This window comes from Streptomyces spororaveus (assembly GCF_016755875.1).
Taxonomy (GTDB): Bacteria; Actinomycetota; Actinomycetes; order Streptomycetales; family Streptomycetaceae; genus Streptomyces; species Streptomyces spororaveus.
Window position 1 is genome coordinate 1 of sequence record NZ_BNED01000008.1, and the last position, 14496, is coordinate 14496.

The window sequence follows — 14496 nt, forward strand, 5'->3', positions numbered from 1 at the left end:
GTACCAGGGTCAGGTCGCCGAGACCATCACCTACGGCAAGGCCGGCGGCAGCGTCGAGAGTCGCAAGCTGACCTGGCCGCGGAGCATGGAGACAGCCAGGCGCAAGAGGCTCGATACCAGCGATCTGGTTGCGTACCAGACGGGAATCGCCCGGACCGATGACATCGAGTCCGTCAGTGGTGGCAAGTCCCGTATGGAGCGCACCCTCAGCACCTACGAGGGGAAGGAGGCATACGGTCTCCTCAAGACGACGCAAACGGATGTCCTGGAGAACAAGGGCACCGGGTGGACCACCGTCAAGCAGTCCTGCACCAGGCTCAAGTACGTCCACAACGGCGCAAGCAACCTGATCGGTCTGCAGTCCGAGAAGGTTGAGACGACGGGTGACTGCTCCGGCGGTGGCGTCGAGGCCGGCACTCGCCTCAGTGCCACCCGCATCTCCTACGACGCGATCAATGCCTTCGGCACCGCGCCCACCAAGGGTCTCCCGTACCAGGTCGACAGCACTGACGCGGCCGGCACCGGCTGGACGACGTCCGGCCGCACCGAGTACGACGCCCTCGGCCGCGCCGTCAAGACGTACGACGCCGCAGGCAACCCGTCGGGGATCACCTTCAGCCCTCCGACCGGACCGCCGTTCTCCATCACGGCGACCAACGCCCTCGGGCACACCGTGACCACCAAGGTGGACCCGGCCCGCGGCAGCGTCCTGGAATCGACCGACGCGAACGGCCGCAAAGTCACCACGGTGTACGACGAGCTGGGCCGGAGCACGGAGGTCCGGACGCCTTCGCAGAAGCCCACCGACCCGGCGGCCTACACCTTCGAATACCAGATCGCGGAACTCAAGACGCCGGCCGTCATCTCCCGCACCCTCAAGGACAACGGCACCTACAGCACTTCCGTCGCGATCTACGACGGGTTGCTGCGACCGCGCCAGAGCCAGAGCGAGGGCCCGGGCGGCGCACGGCTGATCACGGACACCCTGCACAGTGCGAACGGAACCGTCAGCCAGACCAACAGCGGCTACCTCGCCGAAGGCAAGGTGAGCACGGAGCTGTACGTCCCCAAGTCGGTCACCGAGGTACCCAGCTCTGCCCAGACCGCCTACGACGGCCTCGGTCGCGCCGTGCGCGTCACCAGCCTGGAGAAGGGCGAAGCCCGCCGGTCCACCATCACTCAGTACGGCGGCGACTGGACCCTGACCCGGAGCGGGATGTCGCCCACCGGGTCGGCGCCGCTGCCCGGCAGCCGCGCCGTCAAGACATGGACCGACGCCCTCGGCCGCACCTCCGAGATCGAGCACTACACCGCCACCGACCTCAGCACGTCGACCAGGACCGGCTACGCCTACGACGTTCGCGGCAAACTCGCCAAGGTCACCGACACGGCCGGCAACAACTGGACCTACACCCACGACGCCCGCGGACGGATGACCTCGTCGCAGGACCCCGACACGGGCAGGTCGACGTTCACCTACAACAACCTCGACCAGCAGGTCTCGACAACCAACGTCGACAACGTCACCCAGTACACGTCGTACGACGTACTCGGCCGCAAGACCGCACTGCGCGACGACTCCGAAACCACCGACCCCATCGCCACCTGGACCTACGACACCCTCCCGGGCGGCAAGGGCCAGCCCGTCGCCTCCACCCGCAAATGGGGCGCCGGCTCGTACAAGACCGAGGTCACCGGCTACGACAGCGAGTACCGGCCGACCGGATCGAGGATCACCATCCCGGACCTGCCCGCCACGAAGGGTCTGGCCGGCAGTTACGCCTACAGCACCACGTACACCCCCACGGGCAAGGTCCAGTCGACGACCCTCCCGGCCACGATCGGTGGTCTCGCCTCCGAGAAGCTGATCACCCGCTACAACGCCGACGGCATGGTGCAGACCGTGTCCGGGCTGTCCTGGTACACCGCGGAAACGGTCTACAGCCCCTACGGCGAGATCCTGCGTACCGCCTCCGGCAACGCACCGAACCGCGTGTGGACCACGAACACCTACGACCCCCACACCGGACGGGTCGCCTCGGCGACCAGCCACAAGGAGACACGTGACTCCGCGTCCGGCTCGAATCTCCTCTCCTCCCTCAGCTACACCTACGACTCGGTCGGCAACCCGACCTCCATCACCGACACCTACCCCGGCATCACCCCGCAGTCCCCGACCCTCGTCGACCGTCAGTGCTACACCTACGACGCCATGGGACAGCTCGTCCGAGCTTGGACGGGCAAGACGGAAGGCTGCCCCACCGGTCCCGCGGGCCCGGCGCGCACGGAAGTGGGATCGGGTACGCCGGGTGACGCCTACTGGCAGGACTACCAGTTCGACGCCATAGGCAACCGCACCAGGCTGACCGATCGCGACCCCACCAACAGCGCCCTCGACGACGAGACGACGTACACGTACGGCGTGGAGATCAGGGGCGGCGCCCTGCCGAACCCGAAGAAGCAGCCCCACGCCCTGACCAAGGTCAACAAGACCACCAGGACGCCTGGTTCCTCGGTCGACTCCCTGTCCACCTACACCTACAGCGCGGCGGGCAGCGCCAAGACCCGCACCATCGACGGTGACACCCAAACCCTGAACTGGGACCACCGCAGCAAGCTCCTCTCGGCCACCAGCCCCGGCATCGGCTCCGTCGCGGTCACGGGCCTTTCCGGCAAGTGCCTCGACGTCCAGGACGGCAACACCACTGACGGCACCCCCGTCCAGCTGCTCTCCTGCAACGAGAGCAAGCCCCAGCAGTGGCGCATCACCGGCGACACCGTCCGCGCTCTCGGCAAATGCCTCACCTCCGAAAACGGCAAGGCCGTCCTGAAGGCCTGCAAGCCGGGCGAGGCGAGTCAGAAGTTCACCTACCGGGAGACGGACAAGGCCCTTATCACCGGCACCAACCAGTGCCTCACCGTCCCCAGCGACAATGACGCCGAGGGCAACGACCTGCACACCTTCACGTGTGCCGGCCCGGCCGTCACGGCGGCGCAGCAGTGGAGCTTCGGCAACCTCACCAGCTACCTCTACGACGCGTCCGGCAACCGGGTCGTCCAGGAAACCGGAAGCGCCCGCACCCTCTACCTCGGTGAAACCGAGATCACCGTCGACAAGGCCGGCAAGGCCATCGACGCCGTCCGCTACTACAACAGCCCCAGCGCCCCGACCACGGTCCGCCGCACCAACGGCAAGACCACCGGCCACACCCTGTCGCACCTGCTCACCGACCACCACAACACGGCGACCATCAGCGTCGACCAAAAGGCCGGCCAGCCGGTCACCCGGCGCAAATCCGACCCGTACGGCAACCCGCGGGGTGGCCAGCCCTCCAGTTGGCCCGGCGACCGCACTTTCCTCGGCACCGGCAAGAACGACAACACCACGGGCCTGACCCACATCGGCGCCCGCGAATACGAGGCCAGCACCGGCCGCTTCATCACGGTCGACCCGGTCATCGACATCACCGACCCGCTCCAGATGAACGGGTACACGTACGCCAACGGCAACCCCATCACCAACCTGGACCCGGACGGCCTCAAGTACTTCGAGGGAGACAACAGCGACCCGGGGTTCCAGGCTGCATCCCAGAATGTTGTGGAGGTTGCACAGGCGAGACAGGACCGACGGAACGATATTCGACAGAATACGCGGAACACGTTTGAGCGAACTCGCTATAAGCTGCTTTCCGGGAAGAAAGGCTACATACGCAATTCCAAAAGCACTTCGGGTAAAGAATTTGACCGAATGATGAACAAGTATGACCCGAATGGCGGTTCTATTACGAAGCAGATCTCTTTCAAGATGTGGATGTTCGGCGCACCCCAAGAGGAGATCGACTACTTCAACCGTAACTACTGTGAATTCATAAAATGTAACGACTGGTTGGAGTCCCTGGCGACTGGTGAACTGATCTCCTCGGACATATATGAAAAGCCCAACGCCCAGGTGATGGGTGAAATGTTTGCCGGGGGGATGCTTTCGCGCGCAGGGGCAACTAAGAAGGTGAACGGGGCGGCGGGGAAGCCGTGCGGTAACAGCTTTGTCGCTGGAACGCATGTGCTGCTCGCCGACGGAACCAGCAGGCCCATCGAAGACCTGGTGGGAGGTGATGAAGTCCTCGCAACCGACCCCGAGACCGGCGAGACCTCGAAGAAGGCCATCACCGCGACCATCTACACGGAGGACGACAAGACCTATGTCGACCTGACCGTACAGACGCCCGATGGAGTCAAGTCCATCACCACGACAGGTCACCACCCGTTCTGGTCGGAATCCGACCAGGCCTGGAAGAATGCCGAGGACCTCAAGCCTGGCGAAACCCTACGTACAGACGGCGGGCCTTCCGTAGCGATCGCCGCGACCCACGCCTACGAAGCGTTCAATCAGACCTTCAACCTCACCGTCGCCGACCTTCACACGTACTATGTGCTCGCAGGCGCCACCCCGGTCCTCGTTCACAACTGCAACGTTATTGATGGAAGTGGTCCGGCTAGGGGAGTGCTTGAGGTCAGCGACCGGGTGAAATCTGTCGGCGCGGTGAAGAACTTCAACCCGAAGGGTGAGAGGGACTTCGTCTTCGATCCGACCACGGGACGCTTTGCGACCGGTGCAGACCAAGGCGTTGGTGGGCACGATTTCCTTGGGAGTGCTATTGGCGCGGACAAGTCAACGATGGTGGGAGGTCGGCTCCGTCGAGGTCCCGATGGAGAACTTCAGACCAATCAATGGTCCGGACACTACGGAATGAACTGGGACGATTCGGCAAGGAAGGCATTCCAGGACTTCATGGGCCAACACGGTATAACCGTGAGCCACACTCCGAGCATGCATTGGTGAGCAGGATGACGTTCCTGGTGCATCCAGTTCTTAAGGCAGGTGTCGTGACGGAAAATGATTTGATGGCAGAGCTCTCAGCCGTGCCTGAGACCTGCTGGATCTTCTCTGCCCACGCGAATGAAGCCGGCGCCGTCATGTGGCTGCCGCTGACGAAAATCAGCGAGACCGGCATTTGGCTGGGGCTCGACAGGAAGGGAGTGTGGACGCTAGGCCGACTCGATGGTGTAGTCGAATCCTCGGCGGAAGGTCTTCCCTCGTCTTGGGTGACGATTCTGGACGCAGATGAGTCGTCGCTGCGAGCAGGCTTGGCGTCTGCTGCTGAACGGTTCAAGCTGTCACCGGACGGGCTTGAGAGCCTGGTCCCAGTCGATGACGTGCTGGCAATGGCGATCAGAAGTCGGAGCAGTCACTGGGCAGAGCGTGCAGTCTGCTGGATGTCTGAGAGGGCTATCCCAGGAGACCAATTGGTCCTACTTCGGGGATTGTCCACGGCCGATTGGGCTAATCAACGGACACGGCATACTGCCAGGCGTCTTGTGAAGGGGGTCGAGCAATAAACAACCAGATGCCCTCCCGGACCCTTCGGGAGGGCATCTGGCCGCTTGACGGCAACGCTGACGGCAACGTCAGCGGACAGTTGGTGCGGCGGGCGGCTCGAAGGCAGTGCCAGGGGCTGCGTTGAGAGCACCCGTCAGACTGTCGATGGCTTGGCGTTGGAGGCCGAGTCGGACGTGGGCGTAGACGCCGGCGGTGACGCCTATGTGGGCGTGGCCGAGGAGTTCCTTGATCACGACGAGGTCGACGCGTTCCAGGAGCAGGGTGGCGGTCGAGTGGCGGAGGTCGTGGAAGCGGATGCGGCGGAGTCCAGGCCGGTCTGCTCGCCGATTCCCGTGGCCCACAGCGGCTCGTGCGGCGGCGCCGACAGCAGCAGGCGCAGCACCTCGACGGTCGGGCGGGTCATGCGAGGTCCTGTCACGGTGCCCTACGCCACCATGCCTGTCGACCGTAGGTCAAGAATGAACCACGCTCACTCAGCAGACGTTGCCAGTGGCGGCCGAACGACGAACGGCCCTCGGCACCGATGTGCAGGCCGCCGAGCTCGTTCAGGTGAGTCGGCACCTGGGGCTCGTCGGCCCGGTTTCCTATGGGCAACCGGAAGTACGGCATGCACGCTGCGGTTGCCTGGGGGCAACCGGCGCGGAGCATCTCTGTCGTGGGTTGCCGCCGTCTACTCGGCACCCTCCGTCTTGGTGGCTGATTCGGAGACTGAACAGTCGAGGCACTCGGGGACAGTGGCAGTCGTGTGTTGGAGGCCGTCGCAGTTCTCGCACCGGGGGTGTGCGGTGGCGTCACCGAGTTCCTCGAGGGTGGCCTGGAGGCGACGTAGCATGCAGTCGGCCTGGGAGATGGCGGCCGGGGCACGCTGGGACGACATCCACCGAAGTGGACCGAGAAGAGCCTGTGCGAGGCCGACAGCGGTGCTCGCGGCGTACGCCCATCCGTCGGTCGCGACGGTGGGGTCGTCGGGAGCGTCCTCGTGGGGAAGTCCGACCGACCAGGGCGGCACCGTCATGGTGAGGGAGTCCAGCCGGTCACCGGCGAAGCCGAGTTCGAACCAGGCACGCCGGACCTGGTCCTCGGCCAGGGGCCACTCCCAGGGGCCGGTGAAGTAGGCGCGTGCGTGGCCGGGGCCGGCAACGGATTCCTCGTAGCCGACGCCTGCGGAGCGCCAGAGCAGGGCCCACAGAGCGGCCGTGCGCAGTTCGGGGTCGTGGCTGCTGTGGCCCAGGTCGTCGGGGACGTCGATGCCCAGGGCCGTGAGGGCAGCGAGAAGCTGCTCGTCGGTGGTGTGCGAAGGGGTCATGTCCTGCCTACAGGGGGCTCGGTGTCTGCGGGGCCGGAGGAGAGCGTGCTCCGTCCCCCATGAGCGTGCAGCACGGACCTCGCCGACAGGGCGCGACGCAGCGACCGGCGGATGGCCGCGGCAAGCACCAGGCCGGCCCGGCGGCGCGTCCACGGTCTCGCAAGCCCCCCTACCGGCACAGCGTTCGGAAGTACCTCAGCTGTCGAGCACGGAGTCACATTCGAAAGCGGTCAAGAGATCAGCTCCGAACAGCCAAAGATTGACTTCTGAAATGCGCTCGCCCAGAGAGCCCCACCAGGGGCCGGTAGGGGTAACCCCACGGCCGGTGGCCAGACCGCCGGGGCGCAGCAGCTGGCCGGGGCCGTACGACGCGGAGCGGGGGGCCTCCCCGGGCTGGCCGGCAGGCACGCGACTTGGAGGGCGCGAGCGCCCCCGCGGCCCTGCGGGCGGCCCGTAGACCTCCTTTCGAGTTGGGACAGCCTCTTCTCGTTTCTGGCATCCAGGCTGGGAAAACGCTGCGGGGACGAAGTCGACGTCGGCATGGGCGGCCGCGGCTACCGGCTCGCGCCCGGGGCCCAGGTCCTGCCACGATCGGGGCTCCCGCAGGGCCCGCCCGCACCCCAACTCCCGTACGGAGGCGCCACCATGTCCACTCCCCCGCCCATCCCGCCGTCCGCCCCCGGGCCGGACGCCCCGCCGCCGGCCCCCACCAGCACCGCGGCCCAGACGGCCGCCCGCGGGCGCCTGGGCGCGGCCGAGGCCGCGATCGTCATCACCGCCATCACCGCGGTGACCGTCCTCGCCGTCCTCGAGCGCCCCGTCCCCGCGCTCCTGGCCACCCTCGCCGCCGGCACCCTCCTGGTGCTACTCCCCGGCCGCGCCGGCGGCCGGCTACTCGCCCTCGTCCACGCGCTCACCGGCCCCCGCCCGTGAACCGCACACCGGACCGCACCACCCGTTCCCGCCCCGGCGCCGAACCGGTCGAACTCGCGACCCTCCGCGGCTGGCTGCGCGCCGCGAAGGCGAACATGCTTCTGTCCACCCTCACCAAGCGCGCGAACGGAGACGGCCGCCCGGAGTACAAGATCTCCGAGTGCACTCTGCGCCAAGCCCTCGACGGCCGACTCCCCACCCTGAACACCACCCTGGCTTTCGCGCGCGGCGCTGGCGCCGACCAGAAGAAGGCCGAGCAGCTCTGGAGGGCCGCCGACCGCGCCGTCAACCCGCCGCCGCGCCGGCCCGCCCCGCACGTCCCCGGCGCCTTCACCACCCCGGACGGACTCGTACGCGCCATGAACCGCGTCCGCGCCACCGCCTCCCACACCAGCCTGCGCGCCCTTGCCGACCGCGCCGGGCCCGGACTCTCCCGCAGCACCCTCCACCGCCTCCTGTCCGGCGACCAGATACCCACCGCCGGCCAGCTCGCCGCGTTCGCCGCCGCCTGCGACGCCGGGGAGGCGGCCACCGCCGCGCTCCTGGCCGGCCACCGTCGGATAATCGACGGACCGCCCCGGCCCTTCCCCTACGGCTGCGCACAGGCCGAGTGGGCCGCCGAACGCCGATACCGCGACGACGCCGCCCGGCCCTGGCTCACCGAGCCCGAAGAACTCGGCTGGGACGACCAGCAGCGGCACGACGAGGTAGAAGCCGCCTTCCGGCGCTGGGCAGCCGATACCGAAGCCCTTCTCGACGAGCTCGAAACCGACCAGCACCCGGCCACCGCAGGGCGTAGCGCGGCCGCCTGCGGCCCGCGCGCCGGCCTTGTGGCGATCGCGGCCAGGGCCCAGCCCGTCTACGACACGTGGATCGGCCGGCCCCCTGCGCTGGCCGAGCCCAACCCGGACCAGCCCTGAATCCCCCGGCCCGGTGCTGGCGGCCGCTGAGCCCGGGAGGGGCCCGGCCGGCAGTCGGCGTGAGCCGGACCCGGGCCAGGAGTACGGCGGCCGGTCACCGCGGGACGGCCAGGCTCAGCGGGCGGCGGACGCGAACGGACGGCGAACTGCGGCAGGCCAACGGGGCGTAGGACCGTGCGGGGTCTGGCCGACTAGCGGGCGCTGATGGTGGCCGACCAGCCGCTGCGGCTGAAGTGGCAGGCGCCGTCCGGGTCGACGCGTACCGCTGCCCCCGAGATGGGCAGGTCTCCGTCGATGACGAGCCAGGTGCGGATGCGGTCCAGTTCGTCCCACAGCCGGCGCGGGCCGCCCTGGTGGACGGTGGGCGCCTGGCGGGCCCCGGGGGCCGTGGCGCGGGCCCAGGAGCCGTCCGGGTGCAGCATGTAGGCGGTGCGGGTGCCGTCCGCAGCCGTCTCCATGCAGTGCTCGATGCCGGGGACCGTGAGTTCGAGGGTGGAGCGCACGTCCCAGGTACGCCTGACCCTCATCACTGGGAAGCGGCCGGTGGTGACGGACTCGCCGTCGGCCTTTCGCGCGGTGGCCCACAGGTCGGCGTTGTCGGGCGTGGGGGGGTAGTCGTCGCCGTGGCGGGTGGTCATGAAGGCGGCGGGCTCGGGGGCGACCTTGCCGGTGGCGCCGCCGTCGGCGGTCTTGTCCGCGACGATGAGCAGCCCGGTGCCGGACAGGGCGGTCACCATCCGGCCGCCGGGGGCGAGCGCGGTGAGCCAGGAGGCGGGGACGGCCGGGACCGAGACGGTGGAGACGATGCGGTCGTAGACGCCGGGCAGCTCGCCGGTTACGTCGCAGACCTCCAGCTGCGGCCGGTGCCCGGCCGTGGTCAGGCGGTCCCACGCCGCCTGGATCAGGTACGGGTCCACGTCCACGCTCGTGACCCGTGCCTCGCCCAGGCGCCGGCACGCCAGCGCGGTCGAGTAGCCGCTGCCGCAGGTCACCATGAGGCGGGAGGTGTCGGTGAGGAAGGCGTGCTGGTACATCTTCACGACCAGCGCGGGCAGCGTGGCCGACGAGGTCGGCCACGCCTCCGGGACCACGGCCGCGGGGGCTGCGTGGTCGGCGTGGTGGGGGCCGACGCGGGTAATCACGCTGAGGCTCTTGTCGTAGGCGCTGCTCATCCACGCGTCCGGGTCGTCGGCGCCGTCGCGGAGCTCGTAGACCCATGTGCCGTCCTGCTCGGCCGGGGCCCACCAGCGGGGCACGAACAGGTGCCGGGGCACGGTGGCCAGGGGTCTGTGCCAGCGGGACTCGGATCGTACGGTCGCGTCGGCCATCCGTGCGGCATGGGTGTCCCAGCCCGCCGGCGTCCACTCCATCAGCAGGGCCCCTTTCAGAGGAGCACGGGCACGGCGGCTGCGGGCGCGCCGAGCGTCGCGGGTGCGTAGCCCATCGGGTCGCAGGGGTCGTTCTTGCCGGGGTCGCAGGAGTCGGAGTTGGAGGGCTGGCAGTCCGGGTGGCAGGCCGTCAGGTCCGTCCGCCGCGGGATGATCGCGCTCGCCTCGGCCCACTGCGGGCTGGACAGAACGGAGTCCAGGCCGGCTCCCTGGACGTTGCCCGCGGTCAGGAACCTGCCGATCTCGCAGACCGCCACATCGCCGCCTGGCAGGACCGTGGCCCGCCTGTCCCCGCAGCGCCCGCACAGCTCGGCAGTGGACGGCAGCGTGGTACCCGCCGCGTTGCCGACGGCCCGCACCCTCCCGACGTGCACGTCGCGGACGCCGAAGGCCTCCAGCTCCGCGCGGGCCCGCTCGGCACACGCCTGGTCGCCGGCGTGGAGGACGGCGACCTTCACCGCGATGCCGCGCCTGACCGCCTCGACGATGTTGGCGCGCGTCGCCTCGTGCGAGCCTGGGCGGCCGGTGACTTCGTCGTGCTCAGCCGCGACGCTGCTGTGGTACGTCGTCGCCAGCCGGACCCTGGGGTGCTCCAGCAGCCGCCAGTGCTCGTCGCGGATGCGGAAGAGGTTGCTGTAGACCCGGACCCGCAGGCCGGAATCCACCGCGTGCCGGGCGATGGCGACGAAGCCGGGGTGGAGCGTCGGCTCGCCGCCGATCAGCTGGACCTCCTCGGCGCCCAGAGCGACGGCCTGGTCGATGGTCCGGAACCAGTTGTCATCGCTCATACTGCCGTGGCCCCGCGTCGGCCCCGAGCCGGCGTAGCAGAGCGACGGGCAGGTGAGCTGGCAGCGACCGGTGATCTCCAGCGACAGGAACCGCAGCCTGGTAGGGGCCTCACGGGTGCTCGTCATGTCGCGATCGTAGGCCGCGGGCCGTCAACCCGTCCTGTGATGTGGCTACTTCGGCCGACAGGCGCCCTTCCCCACGCCCAGACCAGATGCCGGCTCATCGTGCGGTGCCGGGAGACGCGGCCGCCTCCGGGCCCCGCCACGTCGGCCCGTTCACCGGCCGCGACCGCGATCCGCGGAGGTCAGCCGACGGCCGTCTCGGGCAGCGTCGACCTCGCCCGTGGAGCGAGGCCGCTGGCGGCTGTGGAGCAGGCGGCGCCCCCGGCCCTGTCGCGCGAGACCGGCCGCGCGGGCCCACACCGGCACGTGGATCGGCTGGCCCCCGGCGCCGGACAGGGCCGGCCCGGACCAGCCGTGAACCCCGGGCGTGCCTGACGGCGGTCTCCGTAAGCTCCCCGTGTGCGGCCACTTACCGCGCAATTTATGGCCACGGGATTCCCCGCGTACGGCCAGATCTTCTCCCCGCTCGCCCCGAGTAGTACCGCTCGGCGAAGCTGGAGCGGGTGAAGAACAGCAGGGAGATCATGGAGATCCTTGAGGCATACGACCTCACAGGCAGTTACCGTGCCGCGGCCGAACTGGCCGGGTGCGACCACCACACGGTGGCCCGGTATGTGAAGATGCGGGCCGCCGGCCAGCATCCTGACCAGCGCCGTCACCGGGCGAGAGCGATCGACGACTACCTGCCGAAGATCGAGGAACTGGTGGTCCGCTCACAGGGCCGCATCCGCGCCGACGTGGTCCACAAGAGGATCGCCGCGATGGGCTTCACCGGCGGGGAACGCACCACCCGCCGCACCGTCGCTGAGGCAAAAACCCAGTTCAGGGCCGGTCGACGGCGCGTCTATCGGCCGTGGGTGACTGAGCCCGGGCTCTGGGTGCAGTACGACTTCGGCGACGGACCGGTGATCAAAGGCCGCAAGACCACCCTGTTCTGCGCGTGGGTGGCCTGGTCCCGATTCCGGGTGGTGATACCGATCTGGGACAAGACACTGCCGACGATCACCGCCTGCCTGGATGCCACATTCCGCAGGATCGGCGGAGTCCCTGCCTACGTCCTCACGGACAACGAGAAAACGGTCACCATCGACCACGTCGCCGGTATTGCGGTCCGCAATCCGGAAATAGTCGAGGTCGCCCGGCACTACGGCACGACCATACGTACTTGTCTGCCGGCAGACCCGGAGACCAAGGGCGGCAGCGAATCCACGGTGAAGATCGCCAAAGCCGACCTGGTGCCCCGGGACGTGAACCTGCGCGAGCAATACAAGACCTTCGGTGAGCTCGAGGCGGCCTGCCGGACATTCTGCGACGAGGTCAATTCCCGAACGCACAAGGCGACGCGGCGCAAGCCCATCGAGCGGCTCGCGGAGGAACGCCAGCGGTTGCATCCTCTGCCGCGCCGACCGTTCACCGCGGCGTTCGGCACCACCCGCAGGGTGACCTGGGAGTCGACGATCTCGGTCGACGCGGTCCGCTACTCGGTCCCGCACGAGCTCATCGACACCCGGGTCTGGGCCCGATTCCACGGCGACGAGCTCATCGTCACCGCCGTCGAGGAGAACGGATCGGCCCGCGAGGTCGCCCGCCACCACCGCGGCCAGCCCGGCTCACCGGTCCTGGACGACACCCACTACCCGCCTCGTGAGGACAAGGAAGCCGACCGAACCCCGCGGGCCACCTCAGCGGAAGAGGCGGCATTCCTCCAGCTCGGACCCGGCGCCGCGTCCTGGCTGATCGAGGCCGGCGCCGCCGGAGTCCGCCGCATCAAGGCGAAGATGGCCGAAGCCGTCGCCCTCTCCAAGCTCTACTCGGTCGCGGAAGTCGACCGCGCGCTCGGCACCGCCGCGGTCACCGCCCGCTTCGCCGAGAAGGACCTGTTGTCGATCCTCGACTACCAGGCCGTCCACGAGCACGCCGAGCCCATCCGGCGAAGCGAGGACCACTCCCTGCAGCCCGGCACCTCCGCCTGGTCCTCCTTCGGCGCCGCCGCCACGACCGCCTCGAACATCTCCGAGTACGACGAAAGCGACCAGCTCTGATGGCCACCCCTCTTCGCACCGTTCCCGGCTCGGGCGGCGACCCGCTCGCCGAATCCATCGAGCTGACCCGCCGGCTGAAACTCCCGCACATCCGAAGGTCGCTCACCGACATCATTCCCACCGCAAAAGCCCAACGCTGGGACCCGGCCGAAGTCGTCCGCGTTCTACTCTCAGAAGAGGCGGCCGGACGAGACCGCGCCAACCTCCACACCCGCCGAAAGCGGGCCGGATTCCCCACCGGAAAAACCTTCGGAGACTGGCACGAGAACAAGTCCTCCATACCCAGGGCCACTCAGGACGCGCTTCGAAGTCTCGAATGGGTCGGCCGCCGGGAGAATTTCTGCATTTGCGGCCCGTCCGGCACGGGCAAGAGCCACTTCACCGAAGCCCTCGGACAGACCGCGGTCGAAGCCGGCCTGACCGTCGCCTGGTTCACCATCGAGGACCTCGGAGCCCTGGTCCGCCGCCACCGCGCGGACGACTCCATCGCCCGAGCCCTCGCGAAAATCGTCCGCTCAGACCTGATCATCGTCGACGACATCGGCCTGCTGCCCGTCTCACCAGACGCCGCCGAGGGCTTCTACCGCCTGGTCGACGCCGCCTACGAACGACGCTCGATCGCCGTCTCCAGCAACCTCCACCCCTCCGGCTTCGACGAGATCATGCCCAAGACCCTCGCCACCGCGACCGTCGACCGACTACTCCACCACGCCCACGTCACCGTTACTCAGGGTGACTCATTCAGGTTCACCGAGGCCACCACCGGAAAGGGAGTGAAGCCTTTCAGCTGATCCACGACCAACCCATGGCGGGGAGATTATCTGGCCGCCACCGGGGACACCCACGAGGCCACCAGCGGGGAAGACCACTGGCCGCCCGCGGGGAGCACTACGAGGCCGTTGACACGTGCCCCGCAGGGTGGACGGCGGCCGCCAGGGAGCAAGGCGGGGGACCGGGCCGGTGCAGGCTCCAGGAAGGCGAGTACGAACTCGTCCGGCCCCAGAGCCGGACGGGGTGAGCGTGACACAGGCTCCAACCCGGTGGCCAGGGCGCAGTCTGGTGGCGCGTCGGCCCATCCGGTGGCCAGACCCCGAAGGCGGCCAGGCGCTCGCCGAGGGAGCCGGGACGGACCCCGCGACCCCACTCCCCATGGAGACCCCGAGTCCGCATCCGCAGGCGCCCTGGATCGACCTGCGCCTGACCTGACCCGCAGGCCGGAGCGCAGCACACCGGGGGGCCGGGGCCCGGCCGTACTGCGTCCCGTGACCGGGGGCCGGAGCCTTCCCCGCGCGCTCCACTCCGGCACGGGCCGGGACGGACCTAGTGCTCTGACCGGGAAGGTTTGCCGGGTTGCTCGGACCGCTACGACAGTTCACCCTGGCCAACTCGAACCACCCCAACCACACCGTCCAGACCCGAGCCCTGCACACCTACGTGCGCTGGCGCAACCAGAACGCCGGCCATCCTGACGTCCTGGCCGCACAACGACGCGAACGCGCCCGCATTCTCAGCGAACGAGGTGTCCGATGGGGCGGCAAACCACTGCAAACAGCAGCTTGACCGCCCGTCCTGGGAACCCTTCCCGGGCACAGCATACT

At 68.8% G+C, this 14496-nt stretch carries 8 protein-coding genes and 2 pseudogenes; 6 read left to right on the plus strand and 4 right to left on the minus strand.

The window, feature by feature from the left end:
- Positions 1-4840, plus strand: a 4840-nt coding sequence (locus tag Sspor_RS39860; protein ID WP_202204181.1) for a polymorphic toxin type 43 domain-containing protein, incomplete at its 5' end; no start/stop codon positions are given.
- Between the two features lie 626 nt (positions 4841-5466).
- Here Sspor_RS39860 and Sspor_RS39865 read toward each other — a convergent pair.
- Positions 5467-5715: pseudogene (locus tag Sspor_RS39865) on the minus strand (tyrosine-type recombinase/integrase); the annotation flags it as partial.
- Positions 5716-6068: 353 nt separating this feature from the next.
- The gene (locus Sspor_RS39875; RefSeq protein ID WP_202197305.1) at positions 6069-6704 is read right to left on the minus strand and encodes a hypothetical protein; all 636 of its coding nucleotides are present in this window, start codon (positions 6702-6704) and stop codon (positions 6069-6071) included.
- Between the two features lie 645 nt (positions 6705-7349).
- Between Sspor_RS39875 and Sspor_RS39880 the strand changes: the two genes are divergently transcribed.
- Both Sspor_RS39880 and Sspor_RS39885 read left to right on the plus strand, forming a co-directional pair.
- Positions 7350-7637 (plus strand): hypothetical protein, encoded by a 288-nt coding sequence (locus Sspor_RS39880; RefSeq protein ID WP_202204153.1) that lies wholly within the window; start codon positions 7350-7352, stop codon positions 7635-7637.
- A complete protein-coding gene (locus tag Sspor_RS39885) occupies positions 7634-8557 on the plus strand; it encodes a helix-turn-helix domain-containing protein (protein ID WP_202204182.1) in 924 nt (307 codons plus the stop codon). The genes Sspor_RS39880 and Sspor_RS39885 overlap by 4 nt, the downstream gene beginning before the upstream one ends.
- Positions 8558-8748: 191 nt before the next feature.
- Here Sspor_RS39885 and Sspor_RS39890 read toward each other — a convergent pair whose 3' ends face one another.
- Positions 8749-9927 carry a methyltransferase domain-containing protein gene (locus Sspor_RS39890; protein ID WP_237404466.1) on the minus strand — a complete coding sequence of 393 codons (1179 nt, stop codon included), beginning with the start codon at positions 9925-9927 and terminating at the stop codon, positions 8749-8751.
- A 14-nt stretch (positions 9928-9941) separates the two neighbouring features.
- Entirely contained in the window at positions 9942-10859 is a 918-nt protein-coding gene (locus Sspor_RS39895) for a radical SAM protein (protein ID WP_202204183.1), read from the minus strand.
- A gap of 500 nt (positions 10860-11359) precedes the next feature.
- Between Sspor_RS39895 and istA the strand changes: the two genes are divergently transcribed.
- The 3 genes and pseudogenes from istA to Sspor_RS40965 all read left to right on the plus strand — a co-directional run.
- Complete coding sequence (gene istA / locus Sspor_RS39900; protein WP_202198385.1) at positions 11360-12898, plus strand: IS21 family transposase; 1539 nt, start codon at positions 11360-11362, stop codon at positions 12896-12898.
- Positions 12898-13689: an IS21-like element helper ATPase IstB gene (istB, locus tag Sspor_RS39905; RefSeq protein WP_202198386.1), complete on the plus strand. Its 792-nt coding sequence runs from the start codon at positions 12898-12900 to the stop codon at positions 13687-13689. Before istA ends, istB begins: the two co-directional genes overlap by 1 nt.
- A 565-nt stretch (positions 13690-14254) precedes the next feature.
- Positions 14255-14458, plus strand: a pseudogene (locus Sspor_RS40965) (IS630 family transposase); the annotation flags it as partial.
- Between the last annotated feature and the right edge of the window lie 38 nt (positions 14459-14496).